The sequence below is a fragment of the Corynebacterium sp. HMSC064H12 genome (assembly GCF_001809925.1).
Taxonomy (GTDB): Bacteria; Actinomycetota; Actinomycetes; order Mycobacteriales; family Mycobacteriaceae; genus Corynebacterium; species Corynebacterium jeikeium_D.
In genome coordinates, this window is record NZ_KV799360.1 from 86,121 (window position 1) to 109,234 (window position 23,114).

20 protein-coding genes and 1 pseudogene are annotated in these 23,114 nt (G+C 59.0%); 4 read left to right on the forward strand and 17 right to left on the reverse strand.

Features of this window, described 5'->3' with window-relative positions; genetic code table 11:
• The first annotated feature begins 191 nt into the window (after positions 1-191).
• Positions 192-1,580: an MDR family MFS transporter gene (locus HMPREF2681_RS09750; protein WP_224433133.1), complete on the forward strand. Its 1,389-nt coding sequence runs from the start codon at positions 192-194 to the stop codon at positions 1,578-1,580.
• Between the two features lie 99 nt (positions 1,581-1,679).
• On the opposite strand, the gene HMPREF2681_RS09755 is transcribed toward HMPREF2681_RS09750, so the two are convergent.
• From HMPREF2681_RS09755 to HMPREF2681_RS09770, 4 genes are all read right to left on the reverse strand, one after another.
• Positions 1,680-2,636 carry an aldose 1-epimerase family protein gene (locus tag HMPREF2681_RS09755; RefSeq protein WP_070546965.1) on the reverse strand — a complete coding sequence of 319 codons (957 nt, stop codon included), beginning with the start codon at positions 2,634-2,636 and terminating at the stop codon, positions 1,680-1,682.
• Positions 2,637-2,793: 157 nt separating this feature from the next.
• A complete protein-coding gene (locus HMPREF2681_RS09760; protein ID WP_048733516.1) occupies positions 2,794-5,061 on the reverse strand; it encodes a polyribonucleotide nucleotidyltransferase in 2,268 nt (755 codons plus the stop codon).
• Positions 5,062-5,545: 484 nt separating this feature from the next.
• Positions 5,546-5,815, reverse strand: a complete 270-nt coding sequence (gene rpsO / locus HMPREF2681_RS09765) for a 30S ribosomal protein S15 (protein ID WP_016422594.1) — start codon at positions 5,813-5,815, stop codon at positions 5,546-5,548.
• 141 nt (positions 5,816-5,956) lie between these two features.
• A complete protein-coding gene (locus HMPREF2681_RS09770; RefSeq protein WP_070546967.1) occupies positions 5,957-6,952 on the reverse strand; it encodes a bifunctional riboflavin kinase/FAD synthetase in 996 nt (331 codons plus the stop codon).
• A gap of 64 nt (positions 6,953-7,016) precedes the next feature.
• On the opposite strand from HMPREF2681_RS09770, the gene truB reads away from it, so the two are divergent.
• Positions 7,017-8,003 carry a tRNA pseudouridine(55) synthase TruB gene (gene truB / locus HMPREF2681_RS09775; RefSeq protein WP_070546969.1) on the forward strand — a complete coding sequence of 329 codons (987 nt, stop codon included), beginning with the start codon at positions 7,017-7,019 and terminating at the stop codon, positions 8,001-8,003.
• A gap of 16 nt (positions 8,004-8,019) precedes the next feature.
• Here the strand turns inward: truB and HMPREF2681_RS09780 are convergent, their stop codons facing one another.
• From HMPREF2681_RS09780 to rimP, 9 genes are all read right to left on the reverse strand, one after another.
• Entirely contained in the window at positions 8,020-8,715 is a 696-nt protein-coding gene (locus tag HMPREF2681_RS09780) for a 4'-phosphopantetheinyl transferase family protein (RefSeq protein WP_083301616.1), read from the reverse strand.
• Positions 8,712-10,103 (reverse strand): MATE family efflux transporter, encoded by a 1,392-nt coding sequence (locus tag HMPREF2681_RS09785; RefSeq protein WP_083301617.1) that lies wholly within the window; start codon positions 10,101-10,103, stop codon positions 8,712-8,714. The genes HMPREF2681_RS09780 and HMPREF2681_RS09785 overlap by 4 nt, the downstream gene beginning before the upstream one ends.
• 4 nt (positions 10,104-10,107) lie before the next feature.
• Positions 10,108-11,169 (reverse strand): DHH family phosphoesterase, encoded by a 1,062-nt coding sequence (locus HMPREF2681_RS09790; protein ID WP_016422589.1) that lies wholly within the window; start codon positions 11,167-11,169, stop codon positions 10,108-10,110.
• Positions 11,170-11,211: 42 nt separating this feature from the next.
• A complete protein-coding gene (gene rbfA, locus HMPREF2681_RS09795) occupies positions 11,212-11,643 on the reverse strand; it encodes a 30S ribosome-binding factor RbfA (protein ID WP_016422588.1) in 432 nt (143 codons plus the stop codon).
• 361 nt (positions 11,644-12,004) lie between these two features.
• The gene (locus HMPREF2681_RS09800; protein ID WP_070546972.1) at positions 12,005-12,733 is read right to left on the reverse strand and encodes a hypothetical protein; all 729 of its coding nucleotides are present in this window, start codon (positions 12,731-12,733) and stop codon (positions 12,005-12,007) included.
• A 20-nt stretch (positions 12,734-12,753) separates the two neighbouring features.
• A complete protein-coding gene (gene infB, locus HMPREF2681_RS09805) occupies positions 12,754-15,516 on the reverse strand; it encodes a translation initiation factor IF-2 (RefSeq protein WP_070546974.1) in 2,763 nt (920 codons plus the stop codon).
• A gap of 129 nt (positions 15,517-15,645) precedes the next feature.
• Positions 15,646-16,038, reverse strand: coding sequence for a YlxR family protein (locus HMPREF2681_RS09810; RefSeq protein WP_016422585.1), 393 nt, complete (start codon positions 16,036-16,038; stop codon positions 15,646-15,648).
• A gap of 171 nt (positions 16,039-16,209) precedes the next feature.
• Positions 16,210-17,196, reverse strand: coding sequence for a transcription termination factor NusA (gene nusA / locus HMPREF2681_RS09815; RefSeq protein WP_016422584.1), 987 nt, complete (start codon positions 17,194-17,196; stop codon positions 16,210-16,212).
• Positions 17,193-17,765: a ribosome maturation factor RimP gene (gene rimP / locus HMPREF2681_RS09820; RefSeq protein WP_069358755.1), complete on the reverse strand. Its 573-nt coding sequence runs from the start codon at positions 17,763-17,765 to the stop codon at positions 17,193-17,195. The genes nusA and rimP overlap by 4 nt, the downstream gene beginning before the upstream one ends.
• Before the next feature lie 100 nt (positions 17,766-17,865).
• Between rimP and HMPREF2681_RS09825 the strand changes: the two genes are divergently transcribed.
• Complete coding sequence (locus tag HMPREF2681_RS09825; protein ID WP_070546978.1) at positions 17,866-18,831, forward strand: DUF4439 domain-containing protein; 966 nt, start codon at positions 17,866-17,868, stop codon at positions 18,829-18,831.
• On the opposite strand, the gene HMPREF2681_RS09830 is transcribed toward HMPREF2681_RS09825, so the two are convergent.
• Positions 18,828-20,600 carry a proline--tRNA ligase gene (locus tag HMPREF2681_RS09830; protein ID WP_016422581.1) on the reverse strand — a complete coding sequence of 591 codons (1,773 nt, stop codon included), beginning with the start codon at positions 20,598-20,600 and terminating at the stop codon, positions 18,828-18,830. The genes HMPREF2681_RS09825 and HMPREF2681_RS09830 overlap by 4 nt on opposite strands.
• Positions 20,601-20,660: 60 nt before the next feature.
• Between HMPREF2681_RS09830 and HMPREF2681_RS09835 the strand changes: the two genes are divergently transcribed.
• Positions 20,661-21,398: a YaaA family protein gene (locus HMPREF2681_RS09835; protein ID WP_070546981.1), complete on the forward strand. Its 738-nt coding sequence runs from the start codon at positions 20,661-20,663 to the stop codon at positions 21,396-21,398.
• Here the strand turns inward: HMPREF2681_RS09835 and HMPREF2681_RS09840 are convergent.
• The 3 genes and pseudogenes from HMPREF2681_RS09840 to HMPREF2681_RS10995 form a co-directional block, all read right to left on the reverse strand.
• Positions 21,395-21,676: a hypothetical protein gene (locus HMPREF2681_RS09840; protein ID WP_239271971.1), complete on the reverse strand. Its 282-nt coding sequence runs from the start codon at positions 21,674-21,676 to the stop codon at positions 21,395-21,397. The genes HMPREF2681_RS09835 and HMPREF2681_RS09840 overlap by 4 nt on opposite strands.
• Positions 21,669-22,760, reverse strand: coding sequence for a uroporphyrinogen-III C-methyltransferase (cobA, locus tag HMPREF2681_RS09845; RefSeq protein WP_069358758.1), 1,092 nt, complete (start codon positions 22,758-22,760; stop codon positions 21,669-21,671). Before cobA ends, HMPREF2681_RS09840 begins: the two co-directional genes overlap by 8 nt.
• Before the next feature lie 10 nt (positions 22,761-22,770).
• Positions 22,771-23,114, reverse strand: a pseudogene (locus tag HMPREF2681_RS10995) (cobyrinate a,c-diamide synthase); the annotation flags it as partial.

The window sequence follows — 23,114 nt, forward strand, 5'->3', positions numbered from 1 at the left end:
GCCCCCGTCCGCTTTGCCTTTTTGTCGACTTACGACGGGGTTTTTGTTGCGCTAAGATTCCATGTCTTCGACAATTACCTATTTCTGTACCGATATATAGAAAGAGACTTCAATTGGTTTCTGAATCTGAAGATTCCGAACTCAGCCCAAGTTCGGAAGCACCACAGGCCGATGCGCCCAAAAGTGCTTATATGGCCATTTACGTGCTACTAGCTGCGGCATTCATGGCTATCTTGAACGAGACGGTCATGAGCGTCGCAATTCCCGTCGTCAAGGCGGACCTCGGAATCAGCGCAGCTACCGCAGGCTGGCTGACAACATCGTTCCTACTGACCATGGCAGTTGTCATTCCGGTCACTGGATTTCTCATTTCGGCAGTGCCGTTCCGCATTCTTTTCGCGGTCAGTCAAGGACTATTCGTCGTGGGCACTCTCATCGGTGCTTTCGCGCCAAACTTCGCGATCGTTCTGCTCGCACGCATTGTCCAAGCGTCCGGTACCGCAGTGCTGCTGCCGCTGCTGATGACCACGGTGCTCAACGTAGTACCGGAGCATGAGCGCGGGCGCATGATGGGACGAATGAGCGTGGTCATCGCTGTCGCGCCTGCTATCGGACCGACCATCTCCGGTCTCATTCTGGAGATTGCCAATAACAATTGGCATGCGCTTTTCGACACGATGTTGCCGCTCGGCCTAATTGTGCTGGTAGTGGGCGTCATCCTCGTTCCCAATATTGAGGAAAACTCCGCGAAGCCCATCGATATCCTCTCGGTGTTCCTCAGTGCCGGCGCATTCGGCCCGCTGGTGTACGCGCTGAGCCGCGTAGGCGCAGAGTTTTCGCTTATCGACGGAATCCTGTGCGCAGTCGGCATCGTGCTGTTGGTGTTCTTCATCATGCGCCAGCGCCGTTTGGCACCGCACAACCGAGCTCTGCTGGATCTTCGAACCTTCCGCACAAAGAGCTTTAGGCTGTCCACAATCATTCTGACCATTGGTTTCATGCTGATGTTCGGTGTGATCATCATTTTGCCGCTCTACCTCAATCTGCGAGGTGTCGACGTCAAGACTATTGGTTTGATTGTGATGCCTGGTCCACTGGTTATGGGTCTGATGGGACCGGCTGTCGGCCGGCTCTTTGACAGCTATGGTCCGCGCCCACTGGCAATTCCCGGCTCCATTGTCCTTGCCCTCGGTCTTTTCGGGCTCGGCTTCATCTCAGCATCGACTCCGCTATGGTGGATTGTCGCCTGCCACATCGTCCTTGAGATTGGCCTGGGGCTGCTGTTTACTCCGCTGTTCACATTCGGTCTTGGTGATCTTCCGAAGCGCCTCTACCCGGATGGCTCAGCAATCATGAACACGCTACAGCAGGTTGCCGGCGCTGTCGGTACCGCACTGTTTGTGGCGCTGTCAGCTGTTATTGCCACTGGCCTGTCCGGCACTGGTGCAGCAGCTCCTGCCGCCGACGACTTGATTCGTGGCTATAGCATTGCGATGTTTACCGCCGCGGGATTTGCCGTGGTGCTAATCTTCCTCACCACGCTGCTCAAGCCGCAGCGGAAGAAGATTGCATTACAGTAGCCCCCCCCAAGACCGGGGGGGAATACCGCCTAAACTAGGCGGCTTGCTCCCGGCCCGGGATTTCCATTGAGGGGGCTGCACTCTTCTGCGCTGGGAAAACTATTTTCCGCCCGTTTCCGCGCGCAGTCCCATGGCAAGAGTTGTTGTCTCTCCAGCCTGAACTCGCAGCAAACCGGTACCGGAGCGTAGCGCATCCGGCGGACATGTCATTGGCTCCACCGCAATCGCATTCCCGTGCCCAGGAAATCCTTCTCGTCGTCCAGCGTCGGCAACATAGACCTGGAAGAAGCGGAATTCATCATCGGCCCAGAGCACAGCACCCTTGCCATTTGGTCCAACCAAATGTGCTTCACGACGGCACGGTGAGTGACTCCCCGCTGCCTCCGCGGCAGCAAAGAAGCAGTGATCCAGCCACAGTCCATCCAGGGATACCTCCTCTCGAAGGCTGGGAACCACTGTCTCCGCTGGCACCGCTGGGCCGGCGGGCAAGTTTCGAATTGGCTCCAGTGGCAGGTTGTTATCAACGGGCAACCGTAGTGTGCAACTGCCGAAGTCAGCGCCCAACGCGCTTAAATAGGGATGCCAGCCCAGACCAAACGGGCACTCCCTATCGCTGCGATTATGCACTGTGAACTCCGCCGATAGGCCATCTGCAGACGTGACTTGCCAGCGCACGGTCATACCGAGTTCCCAAGGCCAGCCCGGTTGCGGCTCAACTTCCACGCCCAAGGTGACGCTGCTGTCATCAGAATCGACCACAGACCAAACGCGATCTGCAACAAATCCGTGAATAGCATTCGCCCGGGACGGCTCCGAAATATCTAGTCGATGTACTTCCCCATCAAAGATGAATACTCCGTCAGCGACCCTGTTCGGCCACGGAGCCAGGAGCGTACCTGCGGACAACGGTGGATTGAACCCTTTGGGATAGTCAGTCAGCAGTGGCAGGCCACAGTACTCCAGTGATCTCGGTCCACCACCGAACTGGGAAATACTTGCGACATAGCCACCGGCCGCAATGTCGATGAATTCATGATCGTGCGCGACAAGTTGCATGCGCAAATTACCTTCCACGTGGGTTCGAAAACTAATCCCTTCGAAACCCGAGATTAACCCAAAACAAAAGCGCGGTTAGGTCAATTTGTGACCTAACCGCGCCATCGCTACACGCGTTGTTGGAGGCTACCTAAAGCACATCCTCCGTCGCCAAGCATTAATCGTCTTCGACCGGAACCAGCGAGATCTTGCCGCGGTTGTCGATATCAGCGATTTCGACCTGAATCTTGTCGCCGACATTGATGACATCCTCGACCTTCTCGATGCGCTTGTCGCCACCGAGCTTGGAGATGTGGATCAGACCGTCACGGCCCGGAGTCAGGGAGACAAAAGCACCGAAAGCGACAGTCTTCACGACAGTGCCCAGGTAGCGTTCGCCGACCTTCGGCAGCTGCGGGTTAGCAATGGCATTAATCTGCTCGATTGCAGCGTCCGCGGCCTTACCGGAAGTTGCCGAGACAAATACGGTGCCGTCGTCCTCGATAGAGATATCAGCACCGGTTTCCTCGGTGATGCCGTTGATGGTCTTGCCCTTCGGACCGATGAGCTCACCGATCTTCGAAGCCGGAACCTTAACGGTGGTGATCTTCGGAGCGAGACCACTCATCTCGTCCGGAGACTCGATGACCTCAGCCATGGTGGACAGGATGGCCAGACGTGCATCACGAGCCTGGGACAGAGCATCGGCCAGAACCTTCGACGGAATACCGTCGAGCTTGGTGTCCAGCTGCAGTGCGGTAATGAAGTCCGCAGTACCAGCGACCTTGAAGTCCATGTCACCGAATGCGTCTTCGGCACCGAGAATATCGGTCAGTGCGACGAAGCGGTTCTCACCGTCAACCTCGCCGGAAACCAGGCCCATGGCGATACCGGCAACCGGAGCCTTCAGCGGCACACCGGCGTTGTACAGCGACAGAGTCGAAGCACAGACCGAGCCCATGGAGGTCGAACCATTGGATCCAAGAGCCTCGGAGACCTGGCGAATGGTGTACGGGAATTCCTCGCGGGACGGCACGACCGGCAGCAGAGCGCGCTCAGCCAGTGCCCCGTGACCAATCTCGCGGCGCTTCGGAGAGCCAACACGACCGGTCTCGCCGGTGGAGTACGGCGGGAAGTTGTAGTGGTGGATGTAGCGCTTGGAGGTAACAGGAGTCAGCGAGTCAATCTGCTGCTCCATCTTCAGCATGTCCAAAGTGGTGACACCCAGAATCTGGGTCTCGCCGCGCTCAAACAGCGAAGAGCCGTGGGCACGCGGAATCAGCCCGACCTCAACGCCCAAGTCACGAATGTCGGTGACACCGCGACCATCGATGCGGAAGCCCTCAGCCAGAATCTTCTCACGGACAATCTGCTTCATCACTGCGTTGTATGCAGCGCGAATCTGCTTAGATGCAGCTTGCTCGTCGACATCATCGGATACGAAGCGCTCCAGCAGCTGCCCCTCGACGTCCTCCATGTACTCATTGGTGGCGTCATCTCGTTCCTGCTTACCCGGAATGGTGAGCAGCTTGGCCAGCTTCTTAGCGGACTTCTTCTCGACTGCGTTAAAAATCTCATCGCTGTATGCCGGGAACAGCGGGAACTCCTGCGTTTCCTTCGCTGCGCGCTCAGCCAGACCCTTCTGTGCCTCACACAGAACCTTGATGTGCGGCTTTGCTGCCTCGAGGCCAGCGGCGACGATGTCCTCGGTCGGCGCCGGTGCACCGTCAGCAATACGCTTGACGACGGTCTCCCCTGCTCCGGCCTCCACCATCATGATGGCGACATCTTCGACGTTCTTGCCGCGACGCTTGCGGGTGACGATACGGCCAGCGACGACCATCTCGAACAGAGCCTGCTCGTGCTGCTCCTCGGTCGGGAAAGCGACCCATGCACCCTCTGGGTGCTTGTCATCAGCAACGAGCGCGATGCGGACGCCACCGACAGCGCCGGAAACCGGCAGCCCGGAAAGCTGAGTTGCAGCTGACGCGCCGTTGATTGCGACAACGTCATAACGGTCCTTCGGATCCCAGGACATGACGGTGACGACAACCTGTACCTCGTTGCGAAGGCCCTTGACGAAGGTCGGACGCAGCGGACGGTCAATCAGACGACATGCCAGGATGGCATCGGTGGACGGGCGGCCCTCACGGCGGAAGAACGAACCCGGAATCTTGCCCGCAGCGTACATACGCTCTTCAACGTCGACGGTCAGCGGAAAGAAATCAAAGCCCTCCCGGGGCTGGTTGGAAGCGGTGACGGTGGACAGGAGCATGGTCTCCTCGTCCAAGTAGGTGGTCACCGAACCATCGGCCTGACGAGCCAGCTGGCCCGTTTCAAAGCGAATGGTGCGGGTGCCGAAATCACCATTGTCGATGGTGGCAACGGCCTCGGTAATACCGAAATCCTCATCAAAGAAAAATTCAACAGCCTTGCTGTTGGCCATAGGTTTCTTACTCCTAGAAATAGCGGCGATCATCGATGTCGCCTGTAAAAGATCGAATGAACTTCGTTTGCGTCACGCATTCTACCAGCTAACGCGGAAAGTTCTTGTATTGGACGGATCGGAGATCTCTCACTACATCTGGGTTCTTGCACCTACGCGGGGTTCCAGGAGTTTGCGGGGCGGGGGCACTTATCGATGACTTTTCTTGACTCATCGATGGTTTACCGTGTCTTATCGATGGTGCCCGGCACTTGTGCGCACGCTTTCGATCAGCCCCTCCACATGTCGATGAGGGATTCACTTGTGGCCACGCTACAGCGCATCGATGAGTGAATACCACAACGACAAGTGATCAAAAAAAGACCCGCCGTGAGCTTCCATCCAATGGAAACCCAAACGGCGGGTCTAAAAAGCTTAAAAGCCTTGAATTAACAGAGCAACTTACACCAATGAAGCTCTGTCAAACAGGACCTTAAGGAGAACCTTAGCGACGCAGCCCCAGGCGCTCGATCAGCTTACGGTAGCGCTCAACATCGTTGTCCTGCAGGTACTGCAGCAGGCCCTTGCGGCGACCGACCAGCAGCAGCAGACCACGACGGGAGTGGTGATCGTGCTTGTGGAACTTCAGGTGCTCGGTCAGCTGACGAATACGTGCGGTCAGCAGTGCAACCTGAGCCTCCGGGGAACCGGTGTCGGTCTCGTGCAGGCCGAACTCCTTGAGAATCTCAGCCTTTTCTGCAGTGTTCAAAGCCATGTAAATCTAACTCCTTGAATCAAATTATGGTCGTTTTTTCAGTCCACATTCTCGGCTTTTCCGGAACCAAACAGCGTCTGGCAGCTGGTTCCTCGCAACTGCTTGTGGACCGCAGTCACAGCCGACGTTTTACTCTAACAGCTAATCGGTCTTAGCCAAAATGGCCTCGGTGTCTGCCACGTCCTGGCTCATCCGGTCAATGAGCTCCTCGACCGAGTCGAACTTCTCCATTCCGCGAATCCGGTCGACAAACTCAACCTGCCCGGCGGTGCCGTAGAGGTCCGCATGACGGTCAATCACGTAGGCCTCGACCGTTCGATCAGTGTCTCCAAAGGTCACATTAGTGCCCACCGACACGGCCGCTGGGTAGCGCACCCCAAACTCGATATCGCCCTTCGGGTCCGGCTCCGGGCGGGCTGCCGTCGGCTGAACCGTGAACCATGCCGCGTAGACACCATCAGCCGGGATTGCTAGGCCCTCAGCGAAGTCAATATTGGCGGTCGGAAAGCCCAGCTGCACTCCCCCACGCCCCTGACCTGGAATAACATCACCATCGACACGGTAGAAGTACCCGAGACACGAGGCGGCTGCGGACACCGCACCGTCGGCAAGCAAACCGCGAATACGTGTCGACGAAACACGTTCGGTCGAGTCCGCGGCAGTGACGTCGAGAAGGTCGACGATGGTGACGTCGACCCCACACTTACGGCCGTGCTCCGGCATAGTCTCGGCGGTACCTGCGGCCTTCTGCCCATAGGTGAAGTTCTGGCCAACGAAGACGGCCTGAGCATTCAGCTTGTCGCGGACAACGGTGCGTACAAAGTCTTCTGCGGGGATGCTGGAGAAGCTCTTATCGAAAGGCACGACAAGCATGGCATCGATTCCCTCCGCTTCTGCCAGCTCGGCGCGACGGGACACGGTGGACAGTGCCGGCGGCACCTTATCCGGGGCAAACAGCGCTACGGGATTGGGATCGAAAGTCATCAACAGCGACTTCACGCCACGAGCGCGAGCGTCACTGACCGCAGCAGCTATCAGGCGCTTATGCCCAAGATGAATACCATCGAACACTCCGATGGTTACGACCGTGTCCCCCAGGTCTTCGGGTGCATTGTCCAAGCCATACCAAATCTCCACAGAGAGCCAGTGTATCTGGTCACCGTTTAACACACCGCATATAGCGCAACATAGGATTGCGTCTATGACCGACTTCGATCCGATTGCAGACTCCGGCATTGTTATCGTCGACAAGCCCCAAGGCTGGACAAGCCACGATGTAGTGGGCAAACTCCGTCGAATCTTCCGCACCAAGAAGGTCGGCCACTCCGGTACCCTCGACCCAATGGCCACCGGTGTGCTCGTCCTCGGCATCGGCCGCGGCACCCGTTTCCTGCCACATGTCCACGCCGACACGAAGTCCTACCAAGCCACCATTCGACTCGGCGCTGCCACGCTTACCGACGACGCCGAAGGCGAGTTGCTCTCCGAATCCTCGGCGGCATCGGTGACTGATGAAATGGTTCGAGCGGAAATTGCGAAGTTCACCAGCACAATCATGCAAAAACCCGCGGCGGTATCAGCGGTGAAGATTGACGGTGTCCGCGCCTACGAGCGCATCCGCCGTGGTGAGAAGGTCGATATCCCTGCGCGCCCAGTGACAATCACCCGCTATGAGGTTCTGGACATCCGCCACGACTCCGATCCTTCGCGCCCCGGGGAGTGCATCGATATCGACGTGGAGGTCGACTGCTCTGCCGGCACTTTCATCCGCGCCCTAGCTCGTGACTTGGGGGATGCACTGAGAGTCGGTGGTCATCTCACTGCTCTGCGGCGTACTGCCGCCGGCGTTTTCACTATTGATGAGGCATTGACTATCGACGAGCTCACGGCGAAAGCCGAGCAGTTCGACACCGCCCATCCAGAAATTGCGGAGATGCGACGCCCAGTCCCGGAGCGCGCCGCTTCCTTGCTGCCGATGAGTCTGGACGAGGCCTGCCTGCGTTGCTTTGATACCCGCGAAATTACTGAACAGCAGGCGACTGATTTGGCTCAGGGCAAGTGGCTGGAGCCGATCGGAAAACCTGGAGTCTATGCGGCGGTGTCACCAACGGGAAAGGTTCCGGCGCTACTCACAGAATCTGGCAAACGGGCTAAGACGGTCTTCGTGGTGCGCCCGGCCACGCTATGACTACCTCTCAAGGATTTTAAGACTGCTCGAGCCACACCGCGGTTGCAACGATGCCTGCACCGCGAGCCCAGAAGCCCTTTACTCCGCGGAAGGCGCCGGGAATCTCACGGTGAAACGTTAGCTGTAAAGGTCCGCCTGTGAGTCCTCGGGAAAAACCTCGCGCTGCTATCCGTTTCTTCCTCGGTTGCACGGAGACTTCGTCGAAGTCCAGCCACTGCCCGACTATCGGCTCCCAGAGTTTGTACATTGATTCCTTGGCGCTAAATTGCACCAGCGGGTCAAGGCGTGCTTCGTCAGTGCGCAAGACTGCCTCGATGATTCCTAACTCTAGAGTCTGCTCGACCTCGACATCGATGCCAATCCCCTGCAGCTGTTCAGCGCTCGCGGACACGGCTGCCACGGCCCCGTCGCAATGGCTAATTGACCCCACGACTCCTCGCGGCCACAGCGGCGCTCCGGTGGTCGACATGCCAATCCCATGTGGGGCAGGCTCTCCTAGCCGTTGCACCGCCTCATGCGCAGCGAGGCGCCCTCGGGTGAAATCGCGGATTCGAACAGGTGCTGCACCATCAGACAGCCTGAACTCAGCGCTACGGAGCTGCTGCAATTCCGCATCACTAAACGGACGCTCGGCATTGGAGTCAATAACTAGCCGGCTACGGGCGGGCAAATGCCTGGCCAGGTACTCCTGGACGTCGACAAGCACACTCATGCGCTGATGCCGTACCATTTCTCTCCACGGAAACGGGTAGCGACAAAGATGAGTCGCAGAATCATGAAGGCCAAGAGACCGCACCACACGCCGGTCAGCCCCCAGCCAAATGCCTGCGCCAGCCAGACCGGTGGGAGGAAACCGCACAAGACCGCGCTAACGGTGGCGTTACGGAGGAAGGCTGCGTCGCCGGCGCCGAGCAAAACGCCATCGAGCGCAAAGACGACACCGCCGATAGGAATCATTGCGACAAGAATCCACCATGGCCCTGCGGTGACTGCGTCAATCACGCCTGTGGCGTCGGTAAAAATGCGGACGATGCTGGCATTACCCACTGCGAAGACAACCGCTAGGCCGAGGGCAATGACGCTTGACCAGACAGTAACTCGCTTGCCAGTCCAGCGGGCAACAGACGTGGAGCTACCTCCCAACGCTGCACCGACGAGCGTCTGTGCAGCAATGGCTAGCGAGTCGAGCACCAACGAGATCAGGTTCCACAGTTGCAGCATGACCTGGTGTCCACCGAGCGTGGTCGGCCCAACGCGGCCAGCAACCGCTGCGGCAGAGAGGAACGCTACCTGGAAGGACAAGGAGCGAACGATGAGATCGCGGCCGAGGACCAGCTGGCTTTTGATAATGGCGCCATTCGGGCGCATGGAGAGCTTGCGGCTAGAGCACTCTTTGAAAAGACGGCGGAGGAACAGCCCGCCGGTAATCAATTCGCCGAAAAGAACGGCCATCGCAGAGCCCTCGAGACCGAAGGCGCGGACCAGCGGCACAATCACAATGGCGGCCGGAACAAGGCCTGAGAGCACATATAGCAGCGGCGCGCGGGTGTTTTGGATACCGCGCAACCAACCATTTCCAGCCTGCGCAATCAACGTCAGCGGAATGGCGAAGGCAGCAACTCGCAACCACTGCCCGGCATCATGAGCGACCTCCGGATGAGGAGCTAACCAACCGGTAAATACTGGTGCCAACCCCACGATGATGGCAAAGAGGCTAAGGCCCACAAAGATGGCGACCCACGTCGCTTGCAATCCCTCTTCAACCGCCTCGTCCACGTTGCCCCTGCCAAAGGCTCGCGCTGATCGGGCGGTCGTGCCGTAAGCCAAGAAAGTGAGCTGCGTAGTTACCACGGAAAATACCGTCGAACCAGCGGCAAGCGCCGCAAGCTGGACAGCTCCAAGCCGACCAATGACAGCCGTATCCAGCAGCACATAGAGTGCGGGCGCGGCAAGAACACCCAACGCTGGCAGCGCCAGCGAAACGATTGCGCGAAGGCTGACATCTGACTTCGCACTGTGCCCGGTTCGCTCTATGCCGGTTCGCTCTATGCCAGTTTGCTCAATCTCAGTGCGCTCCTGAGTTTCTCGCGAGTCCGACAATCCCCTAGGCCTCGCTCGTGCCTCGGCGTGCCTGGGCTGCGACATCGCTGGTGTCCAGGATGGCCTGCAGCAGCTCATCCTTGCTGCACTCCCGAGTCAGACCGGCGGCACGCTCGTGGCCACCGCCGCCAATTTCCAGGGCGACCTGGGAGACATCGACAAGCTCGCGAGAACGCAGCGAGACGGCCCACTGGTTTGGCTCATACTCCTTAAGCACGGCACAGACGTCGGCCGCATTAGTCGTACGCACAATGTCCACGACCGATTCAATCTCATCGTGGCCAACTTCGGCGGTCTGGTCGTGCTCAATGACGACGTGGATTAGGCCAGCGCCGTCGCCCCACTCGGGCACCAATGTCGCGGTGGAAAGCACCTTGCCCAGGAATGGAAGGTAGGAAAACGGATGTTCTTCCAGCAGCTGTGCACCAATCGTGCGCGGATTGAGCCCCTTATCCAGCAGGCGCGCCGCTGCAGTGTGCATGCGGGAATGGCCGAACTGGAACGATGCGGTGTCCGTCAACAGCCCTGCATAGAGAGCATGAGCCATCGGCGTGGTCAGCTTGATACCCCAGACACCAAAGAAGTCCAGGAGCACCATGGTCGAGGACTCTGCGCGTTCGTCAACCATGTTGACGGACCCAAAGCGAGTGTTGGTCGCGTGATGGTCAACATTGATAACGCGGTCGGAGGCCATCACGCGATCTTCCAGCGCACCGAGGCGCCCCGGGCTTGCGCAGTCGACAGTCACCCACGTGTCAATGTCTTCATCCAAGTCCGTGTACTCGACAAATCGCTCCCATCCGGGGATGGTCAGCAGCGACTTGGCTGGCAAATCGCTCTCACCGTAGCTGGCTACAGCCGAAATGCCACGTTGTACAAGAGCCATGACCATCGCAGATGCGGCACCAATCGCATCCGCATCGGGGTGAACATGGGCAATGACGCCGACCTTCTTGGCGTCGGCAAGCATATCCTGCATCTGCTGAATCGGCTTGGACATGCGGCGATTAATCGCCTGGGAAAGCTGGTGAGCTGCCTGCTCCTGAGCCTGCGGAGAAGTGGTCACGTGGGTGCCCCTTTCATCGATAGATGTGGCCGGTGGAGAGTTTTACTCCTCGTCGCGGTATGGGTTGGCATCGCCTGCGGGCTTTGCGTTTCTAGCCTGCTCAGCCAATTCCGCGTCGCGCGCGCGAGTCTTATCGAGCAGCTCCTCAAGGTGCGCGGAAATCTCCGGCACGGTGTCAACCTCAAAAGCCAGCGTCGGTGTGTAGCGCACACCGGTGCCACGACCGACCAGGGAACGCAGCTGCCCCTTCGCCTTTTCCAGCGCTGCTGCTGCCGACTCGTAGTCCGGTTCCTCGTCGAGCGTACGTCCGCGCACAGTGTAGAAAACTGTGGCGTCGTGCAAATCGCCGGTGACGCGGCAGTCGGTGATAGTCACAAACTCCAGCCGCCGGTCCTTAATCTCACGCTCAATTGCGCTGGCGACAATCTCCTGAATACGCTTGGACAGCCTGCGCGCGCGTGCTGGATCTGCCATTTTTGGCTACTCCCTATCTATCTCTACCTGTGCGTAACGATTCGTAGCTAGACCCCATTTAGCGTGGGGCCTGAAGTGCCCCTTCGCTGACAAAGACCCATTTGGGATCCGGCAAAACGGTTCAATACAAAGGACTGCTAATACTAACACGCAAAACACTACTCAACTTCGAACCGCATGTTTCGCGACTTCGCCCGCACCCGTTTACCGAGTGCAGCCAATTGCTTCGCCGCACGCTCGCCCTTTGTTATTAACCCATTAATCATCACGACAACACTGCCACCACCATCGATGTCATCGACGGCATGGGGAGTCGCTACTACGGAATTGCGCAGCTGAAACGCAGCCTACCCGTACGCTCTTAACGGCGCTCCACGAAGTTGTACATCGGTAACCCATTAACATGAGAGCAGTCAGGCAGTGAATCCATCACACTGTCCTGCAATGGTGTTTCTCCCTCGATGCCGAAAATCCATTTAACCGCAGCATTACCTAGCTCCAGCGGATGGAAAAGGTAACTTACCTCACCATTTTTATCCTTGGGCGCCACACTGCCATGGGTTTGTTCCCATTCAGCCACATCCGTCGGATGTAGTACCTCGACGTGTTCACCGTTAGCGAACGGTACCTCGAAATCCAACAGTCGTCCAGAGCTGAAAAACCGCTGCATGTCAAAATCATAGTCTTCGCAGCTTGCTTCTAATTCCCTGGTAGGAGTCTTGTAGTGGCAGAAATCGACAACACTATTGATGCACAGTGACCAACTTTCGCGAGGATCGTTCGCCAACGCTGGGTCCTCAATAAGGTCGTATACGTCGTCGGTCCCGAAAAGCAGCGTTGGCCCAAACGCTACCGCGTGGAAGTACCAATTATGACCATCCTCAATGGTTTCCTCGGAATCAAAGGCGAATTTCCCTGGCCAAATCTTGTCCAATTGCGCAAGAGTCTCCTCTGCGCTCGCAGGAGGATAATTCAAAATATTCGTTCGCGGCAGTTCACCTGAGAGTGCAAAGAGATTAGTTTTGAAGCCCATAACGAACACGATACGCAAAAAGGCACTCCCCGAAGGGAGCGCCTTATCAAAGTTCACGCAGTGTTTAGCTTACGTCGCTACGTGCGCGGAACCTCGACCATCTCGTAGACCTCGATAACGTCGTCCACCTGGATGTCCGGGTAGGACAGCACCATACCGCACTCGTAACCGGCTGCGACCTCGGTGGCATCGTCCTTCTCTCGCTTCAGCGACTCGATAGTCGCCGAATCCGTAATGACGTTGCCGTCACGAACCAGGCGAGCCTTCGCGTTGCGGCGGACCTTGCCGGACTCGACCATACAGCCGGCGATGAGGCCAACTGCGGAGGACTTGAAGATGGCGCGAATCTCTGCACGACCAATCTCCTTCTCCTCGTAGACCGGCTTGAGCATGCCCTTCAGAGCAGCCTCGACATCCTCGATAGCACGGTAGATCACCGTGTAGTAGCGGATGTCAACGCCCTCAGCATTGGCAACCTCGGTGGCCTTGCCCTCGGAGCGAACGTTGAAGCCGATGATGACGGCGTCAGACGCAGCAGCCAGCGTGACGTTGGTCTGCGTGACAGCACCGACACCACGGTCGATGATGTTCAGAGCGACCTCGTCGTCGACCTCGATCTTGAGCAGGGCTTCTTCCAGTGCCTCGACGGTACCGGCGTTGTCGCCCTTCAGGATCAGGTTGAGGGTGTTGGTCTCCTTCAGAATCTCGTCCAGGTTCTCCAGGGAGACGCGCTTGCGACGACGTGCTTGCAGCGCATTACGACGACGTGCGTCGCGGCGGTCTGCAATCTGGCGGGCCGTACGATCCTCGTCAACAACCAGGAGGTTGTCACCAGCACCCGGTACGGAGGTCAGGCCGAGCACCTGAACCGGACGGGAAGGACCGGCCTCATCGACGTCGTTGCCGTACTCATCGACCATGCGGCGAACACGACCATATGCGTCACCGACAACGATGGAATCACCGACGCGCAACGTACCGCGCTGAACGATAACGGTTGCCACCGGACCACGGCCACGGTCAAGGTGAGCCTCAATGGCGACACCCTGAGCGTCCATATCCGGATTGGCGCGCAGATCCAGCGAAGCATCGGCAGTCAACAGCACTGCTTCGAGAAGCTGATCGATGTTGAGACCTTGCTTAGCGGAGATATCGACGAACATAGTGTCGCCGCCCCACTCTTCGTCAGTGAGACCGTATTCAGTCAGCTGACCACGAATCTTCTGCGGATCTGCAGTTTCCTTATCAATCTTGTTGACTGCAACGACAATCGGCACATCAGCGGCCTTGGCGTGGTTAATAGCCTCAACCGTCTGCGGCATGACGCCGTCATCAGCTGCAACAACCAGAATCGCGATATCGGTCGACTTGGCACCACGAGCACGCATGGCGGTAAACGCCTCGTGACCCGGGGTATCCAAGAAGGTAACCTTGCGCTTCTCACCGTCGAGCTCCACCGGCACCTGGTAGGCACCGATGTGCTGGGTAATACCACCGGACTCGTGGCCACCGACGTTGGCCTTACGAATCGTGTCCAACAGGCGCGTCTTACCGTGGTCGACGTGACCCATCACAGTTACCACTGGCGGGCGCTGCTCCAGGTCCTCATCGTCGCCCTCGTCCTCACCGAACTGGAGGTCGAAGGACTCGAGGAGCTCGCGGTCCTCATCCTCAGGCGAGACGACCTGGACCTTGTAATCCATCTCGTCGCCGAGCAGCTGCAGGGTCTCGTCGGAGACCGATGCAGTTGCCGTCACCATTTCGCCGAGGTTGAACAACGCCTGGACCAGCGATGCTGCATCGGCGTTAATCTTCTCAGCGAAGTCAGACAGGGATGCACCACGTGCGAGGCGAATGGTCGTGCCCTTACCGTTAGGCAGCTTAACGCCGCCCACCACGGATGGTGCCTGCATTGCCTCGTACTCGTTGCGCTTCTGACGCTTCGACTTACGTCCGCGACGCGGGGCGCCTCCTGGTCGCCCGAATGCACCTGCAGTTCCACCGCGACGTCCGCCGCGGCCACCGCGCGGTCCGCCACCCGGGCCACCCGGGCCGCGACCACGGCCGCCGAAGCCACCGCCACCGCGGCTTGCCTTTGCAGGCATCTGCCCCGGGTTCGGGTGCGAAGGCATCATTGCCGGAGTCGGACGATTGCCGCTCGGCTTATTACCGCGGCCCTGTCCACCCTGCGGGCGAGGGCCACCCTGGCGTGCTCCCGGCTTCGGGCCCGGACGGCCGTTTCCGCCCTGCGGGCGAGGGCCACCCTGACGTGCTCCCGGCTTCGGGCCCGGACGGCCGTTTCCGCCCTGCGGACGCGGCATGTTGGACGGCCGCGGTGCCGGGCGGGAGGATCCGCCGGTCGAGAATGGGTTGTTCGCCACACGCGGTGCGCGTGCGCCTGGCTTCGGCCCCGGCTTCGGGCCAGCAGGCTTCGGCGGGCGTGGCATTTCCTGTCCCGGCTTCGGCGAACGGGACGGTGCAGCTGGCTTGGCACCCGGCTTTGCCGCCGCTGGTGCAGCAGGCTTAGCGCCTGGCTTAGCTGCTGGCTTGGCACCCGGCTTTGCCGCCGCTGGTGCAGCAGGCTTAGCGCCTGGTTTTGCAGCTGGCTTGGCACCCGACTTAGCAGCAGCCTTGGCAGTTGGGGCCTGGGCAGACGCGTCAGCACCTGCGCCAGCATTCTTCTCTTCGTAGACCTTCTTCATCTTCCTGACGACGGGTGGTTCCACCGTCGAAGAAGCGGTCTTAACAAACTCGCCCTGAGCCTTCAGCTCGGCGAGTAGTTCTTTGCTGGTGACCCCGAGCTGCTTAGCGAGCTCATGGACACGTAGCTTTCCGGACACTGCTCTCCTCACTAGTGGGGGCCGAGCAGTGCCCGATGGCGGATTTGTCCGCGCACCGAGAGCGCCTGCAGGGCTCCCTCTTATCTATTGCCGTTCATCGCTGATGCTTCATCGTGTGCTCATCAGTGTTCAGGTCTTTCTGTTGTCATTTTTCCTGCCTCCCTGCTTAGCGACACGCACATCGTCAGCGGGGGCGAAACCCTCCGCCGCTTCGTAGTGCGTGGCGATAAACTGTTTAACCGGAAACGCATCTACCTGCGTAGATACCTTCAGTGCGCGGCCAAATGCACGGCGCTTGTCGGCGATCTCCCAAGCCTTTAGTGTTGGGGTGATCCAGGCACCTCGCCCCTGCATCCGACGATGCGGATCAGCAACGACGGCTACTGAGCCATCTGAACGGGTGGTGGCGACAATGCGTAGCAGCTCCGAGCAATTGTGGCGCTGCTTAGTTGCAATACAGGTACGTGTGGGTGCAGGCGTATGAGTTGTCGAATTCGGGTTTAGCACCCGCGAAGTCGTCATACTCCTGACGCACCCACCTTCCTGCTAAGAAATTCAGCGCGAAAATTCGCATAGGAAAATCACGCCTTGTCGTTTGGCCACCTCCCAGCATAACCCGAAAAGGCGGAAAAGTGCCAACCCCCTAGGCACTTTCCCGCCACTTTCGCAACCGCTGGGACGCTGACGTTGTGTCTACTCCGCGTCGGAGTGGATATCGATTCGCCAGCCGGTCAGACGAGCCGCCAGACGGGCATTCTGTCCCTCCTTGCCGATAGCAAGAGAGAGCTGGTAGTCGGGCACCACAACGTGTGCACGGCGCTCGTCCATGTCCAGAATCTTGACACTAACTACCTTGGCGGGCGCCAGCGAGTTACCAACGAACTTCGCCGGATCCTCGTCGTAGTCGATGATGTCAATCTTCTCGCCCTTGAGCTCATTCATAATCGAGTTCACACGCTGACCGCGGGGCCCAATGCAGGCGCCCTTAGCGTTGAGGCCCTTGACCGTGGGGCGTACAGCAACCTTGGTGCGGTGACCGGCCTCGCGCGCAATGGAAATCAATTCCACTGCCCCATCGGCAACTTCCGGAACTTCAAGTTCGAAGAGCTTACGAATGAGCTCCGGATGCGTGCGTGACAGGTGAATCGCAACACCGCGCGGTGTCTTGTTCACACCGACGACGTAGCACTTGATGCGGTCACCGTGCTTGAGTTCCTCACCTGGCAGCTGCTCAGCCGGCATCAGAATACCGTCTCGGCCGTTGGCCTCCGAACCGATGTGGACGACGACAATGCCCTTTTCATTGGCATAGACATCGCGCTGGACCACGCCGGAAATGACCTGATTAGACAGGTCTGCGTATTCGTCGAGAACCTTATCGCTCTCCGCATCCCGCAGACGCGAAAGGATGGTCTGACGAACAGCGAATGCAGCGGTACGCTCGAAGTCCTCCGGAGTGTCGTCCCATTCGGAGATGAGATTGCCCTCGTCGTCTCGCTCCTGGGCAAAGACTATGACGTCACCGGTCTCACGGTCGATTTCGACGCGCGCATACTGTGCCGGTGCGGTGGTGTTACGGTAGCTTTCACGCAATGCTCGGGCGACCAGTCCCAGCATTTCGTCGACAGGAATACCCTTTTCCTTTTCCAAGGTTCGCAGGGCAGCTAGTTCAATCTTCACTTGTTATCCTCCAGCCTGGTCAAGGCATCGTCATAGTCTAGTCCCGCAAAATCCTTCTCGGCTGCGGGCGGATTAGAGAATTCAACTTGTACCACTGCACGGGCCACATTGGTTAATTGGACACGCTGGCCAACAGCCTTCAAACGTCCCTTTGGCCCCTTAGAGGTAACGAGAATGATGGATTCTTCATCCGGCGACAGCGCACCAATGCGGGCTGCAATCGCGGAACCGTCGGCAAGCGAAATCTCCGCAATACGACCACGGTTACGACGCCAGTGCCGAGGCTGAGTCAGCGGTGCGTCAATACCAGGAGTGGAAACTTCCAAGGTGTAGCCCTGAGCGCCGAAGTCCGCTTCACCACGTGCCTCCGCGGCATCCAGAGCCGAAGATACTTCATGCGTGGCTTGTTCCAGAACATCGAGGTCAGGACGCTCATCTGCGTCAACCAACACAATGACCTGTGACTTTGCGCCGGCGCGAACGACCTTGACATCTTCCACATCCAGGCCGATTTGTGCGAGCGCCGGGCTCACAAACTGTTCAATTTTCTCGGGTGCGGGTATCGCCATAGTCGTAGAGTCTACAGGTCAAGTACTAGGAATTGCGCACCTGGGCACTTTCCCGCACCGCGTTGACACAAAGTGCCGCCCGCCGTGGCACCATAGTGAGGTGATTGTTGAACCTCCCTCCCCCAGTTTTGCTTCCGCATCGCATCGCACTCGTACTCTCTCGCGCCGTGGCTTCCTCGCTGCTGCCCTCGCCGTGGGATCACTTCCTGCGCTTTCCGCGTGCTCGCATCTGGTGGCACCGCGCCCCGATTACGCCATTGAGGTTCTCCATGCGCTGGCGGCGCGCGATGCACAGTCGCTTAGCGACGCCAATCCTGACCTCGCAGCGGTGCGCTCCGCGCAGGTTACCGAACTGGATAAGGAAATCACACGCGCCTGCGGCACCCACAAGGACGGTAAACCTGTCGATGAATGTGGCTCGGACGTAGCAGTCCCAGGATCCCTGGTTACCGGTTCCGACGCGAAGCTACTGCTCACGGACTCGCGAAACAATCCCGTACTGACGAATGCCCTGGATTCACGCACTGCATTGCGGGAGGAGCACACTGCGCGCCTCGCCACGGCTGTCGATGGCGGTATCGTCCTCGCTCTGCGTGTTGCGGGCGCTGAGTGGGAGGAGCTTGTCCCATTGATTCCCAGTGACAGGGATGAAATCTCGGGTGCCGAAGAACAGATGATTAAGGCACTGCAAGCCGAATACATGATGATTTACGGTGTCGGCGTAGCCGCACCACGTGTCGGAGGCGATACCACTACTGCACTTTTGGCCCGTGGCGAGCGCCACCGAATTTTGCGCGATCGTGCCCGACTAATTTTGGAGGATTCCGACGTTGAGGTGCCGGAGAGCGCACCTGGCTATATGCCGGAAGGCGCTCCTTCGCCAGATACGGCACCCGTCGATTACATGATTGCATTGGAGCGCTATTGTGCCCAGGCGTGGGAAGACGTATTGCTCGCTGCTAATAACCCTCGGATGCGTATGTTCGCGCTGCAGGCAGCTGGCGTGGCTGCCGCCGGAGCGGCAGCGCTAGGTGGCAACAACTTGGAGCCGTTGCCCGGGCTCTAAGCCTTGCGAACCAGCTCCGCGACGTGAGCTGCAATGCCGTCAGCGGCGACCTCGTCGGTCTCGTTGGTCAGGCGGTTACGCAGCTCCACCTTGCCGTCCGCGTAGCCACGGCCAAAGATGACCACAAACGGCATACCCAGCAGCTCGGCGTCCTTGAACTTCACACCGGGGCTGACCTTCGGACGGTCGTCGAAAAGCACCTCAATGCCCTGCTGGCTGAGGTCTTCCGCCAGCTGTTCAGCGGCCTCAGCTGCTTCGGCGTTCTTGCCGGCCACAGCGATGTGAACCTTGTACGGTGCCGCGGCAACTGGCCACTTGAGGCCCTTTTCATCCAACTGCTGTTCCGCGAGGACAGCGACCAGGCGGGACACGCCAATGCCGTAGGACCCCATCGTCGGACGAGCACGCTTACCGTTGACATCGAGGATGTCGATTTCAAAGGCGTTGGTGTACTTGCGGCCCAACTGGAAAATGTGACCGATCTCGATTCCGCGCTCGATCTTTAGCGTGCCATGCCCCTCCGGAGCCGGGTCGCCGTCACGCACCTCTGCGACATCGCAAATACCATCAATCTGGAAGTCGCGACCAGCGACCACATCGACGATGTGCTTGCCTTCCTCGTTGGCTCCTGTAATCCAATTTGTGCCCTCCGCCACGCGGGGGTCAGCTAGGACCTTCACACCGCGATCGGCGAGCCCCTGCGGGCCGACGTAGCCCTTGATCAGGAAGTCATTGGCTGCGAAGTCCTTGTCCTCCAGCAAGCGCGCCTCACCCGGTTCAAATGCGACTTCAAGACGCTTTTCATCGACCTCACGGTCACCGGGAACCAGGATTGCGGTGAGCTGTTCCGGCAGGGCGTTGCCCTCCTTATCGACCTTCTTCGGGTCGACGGCGACGAGAACGCACTTCAAAGTATCGGCAGCAGTGACCTCGCGTCCGAGGTCCGCACCATTGGCCCAATCAACAAGTGCTGCGATTGTGGTGCAGTTCGGAGACTCGTAAACCTTCGCCTCCGGTTGTCCCTCAATCGGCTGCGGTTCAACTGCCGGAATCTTCACGGCTTCCACATTGGCGGCGTACTCACCGTCGGTGGAGACTACGAAGGAGTCTTCGCCACTTTCGCTAACAGCCAGGAACTCCTCGGAGGCCGAACCGCCCATAGCGCCGGAGGTGGCGTGGCAGATTTCGTACTTAATGCCCAGCCGGTCAAAAATTCGCTGGTAGGCACCGCGGTGCTGCTGATAAGAATTCTCCAGCCCCTCGTCGTCCATGTCGAAGGAGTAAGAGTCCTTCATCACGAACTCGCGGCCACGCAGAATACCAGCGCGCGGGCGAGCCTCGTCGCGGTACTTGGTCTGAATCTGAAACAGCGTCGTCGGGAAATCCTTGTAGGAGCTGAAAAGATCCTTGACAGCCAGCGCGAACATCTCTTCGTGCGTCGGCCCCAGCAGGTAGTCCGCGCCCTTGCGATCCTTCAGACGGAACAGCTCGGGGCCGTATTCGGTCCACCGATTCGTCGCCTCGTACGGTTCACGCGGGAGCAGTGCAGGGAATGCCAGCTCCTGTGCGCCAATGCCTTCCATCTCCTCGCGCACAACCTTCTCTACGTTGCGCAGAACCTTCAAGCCCAGTGGCAGCCAGGAGTACACACCAGGGGCAGTTCGCCGGATGTAGCCGGCACGGACGAGCAGCTTGTGGCTAGGGACCTCGGCGTCAGCTGGATCCTCGCGCAGTGTGCGCAGGAACAGCTGGGACATTCGCGTAATCATGAATGCTGATTTTACCCGTCGATCATTCTTCGCAACATGCGGGGCATTACTATGGTGCCCATGCTCGTAGTCCTACCCCCATCTGAAACCAAAGCCACTGGTGGCAGCCATCCCGCAGTGGACTTTTCCTCGCTGAGCTTCGGCTCCCTCAACCCCATCCGCGAGCGCATTGCAGCCGATCTCGTGGAGTTAAGTGCGAACAGGGAAGCTGCGATGGAAACACTGAAGCTGGGGCCACGGCTTGCTGACGAAGTCACAGCTAATGCCGCGCTCCTAGAGTCGCCGACCATGCCGGCTCTCGAGCGTTATACCGGGGTGCTCTACGACGCACTCTCCCCCAGCGATTTGCCGGAAACCGGCCGTGCTCGACTCGCCATCGGGTCAGCGCTCTTCGGTGTCATTGGCGGGGACGACCTCATCCCCCACTACCGTCTCTCTGGTACGGTCAAGCTCCCCTTGGCGGATCAGCCTGCCGACGCGGCTCCCACGATGAAGCGCCGTTGGGGCACCGCCATCACCGAGGCTCTCAATGATGTCGACTTCCTCATCGACCTTCGTTCCGGCACCTACGCCAATTTGGGCAAAGTCAAGAGCGCGACAACGATGACCGTGCTCACCGCCGAGGGCAAAATCGTCAGCCACTTCAACAAGCACTACAAGGGCCTATTTGCCCGCGCCATTGCCCTTTCCGACACGGCACCGACCTCCCCCACAGAGGCCGTCGACATCGCGCGCGCCGCAGGATACGATGTCTCGCTTGACGACGACACCCTCATCTTCCGCGTCCCGGAAAACTAAATGTCGTCGTTGTAGCGCTTCCGGCCTGCCACAATGGCGGCAATGAGCGCAATGACAGCGATGAAAATGCTGTCGTATCGCGAGCCTTCTCCGCCGAGGAGAAGGAGGCGGAAAATAATCATGGCTCCGAGGTAAAACACCAGGAAGGTCGCAGCGCCCATCCAGATAGCGCTACGCAGCTGATCGTCGGCAAGCAGTCGAGTAACAAGCCCTGCCTTTTGCTGCTCTGGCTCTGGTTTCTTCGACTTGTTGTTGCTCGACTTGTTGTTCTTACTCATCGCCCTCATCCAGGCCCGCGACTTCACCGATGACGATAACTGCGGGCGGCTTGATTGCCTCTTCGACCATTTTCTCGCCAAGCTCGCCGAGTGTGCAGCGTAGCGACCTCTGATTCGGCAGCGTGCCGTCCTGGATGACCGCAGCCGGAGTCTTCGGGCTGCGGCCGGCCTTCATCAGAGCCTCGGCAATCTTTGGCCCGTTCTTAACTCCCATAATGATGGCAATAGTGCCGTGCATCCGGCCCAGCGCATCCCAATTGACCAGCGATTTCCTGTGCCCCGGTGGGACGTGACCGGACACAACAGTGAATTCATGGTTGACGCCACGCATAGTAACTGGGATGCCAATCGTCCCCGGTACCGCCAGTGCTGAAGTAATACCCGGCACAACGCGAACCGGTACCCCAGCCTTCTGTAGCTCCTGAAGCTCTTCAAAACCGCGGCCGAAGATGTACGGATCGCCGCCCTTGAGCCGGACCACAAAGTAGCCCTCACGGGCACGATGAACTAGCAGTTCATTGATGCGCTCCTGAGCCATGGCGCGGCCGTAAGGAAGCTTGCCGGCATCAATAATCTCGACATCCGGCTCCAAGTCACCGAGCAGCGACAGTGGACCGAGGTGGTCTGCAACGACAACGTCGGCAAGCCGGAGCAGGCGACGCCCCTCAACGGTAATCAGACCGGGGTCGCCCGGGCCACCACCCACAAGCGCGACCTGACCAGCGAGATCCCCAGCGCGCGACGCGCGACGGCCGGTCAGCGCCACAGGAGTAAGCGGGCTGGAAGACCCGGTTTCATCGTCGACGAGAATACCTCGGCGGTGTCCCTCTAGAGTCACCTCACGCAGCAACGCCTCGTCGCAGCAGACCATGAGAGCCTTGCCCCAGCTCATCGCCTCGGTAAAACCGGTGCGGGTCAAAGTAATACGGCCGTCTGCAGCCCAGGCCTCAATCGCAGTTGTTACTTCCCCACCTTCACACACAGTGACATCAGCGCCAGAGTCCAACAGCCGAGGAATCACGCGCTCTGCAGCCGTGGAACCGCCAATCACCAACACACCGTAGTCTTTGAGAAGCAAACTCATAGCTAATACTTTACCCGGCGCACGAAGCGACAAAGCGACTGACGTTCCCCGGCGCACCCGCCGGATGAACATGCAGGTAACCGGCATGAATCCGCCCAGACTCGGAAACAAAGCCGTCGCGAACTGTTTCGCCTTGATATCCACGCCAACCCCAGGCTGGTTGCCACCCGGCCGCAGCAGCGACACTTGCGGTGTCATCGGTGAGGGCTGTCTTGTGGAACTCGTGACCGCGCACGCGCGTTCCTACCGGGCACAGCGCAGAATCAGTCAGCGCCACAGCCTCCCGGTACCCCAGCTTCAACCGTGCCATGTGCGCTCGCCCCGGGATGATGCCACACATACGGCGCCCACCGA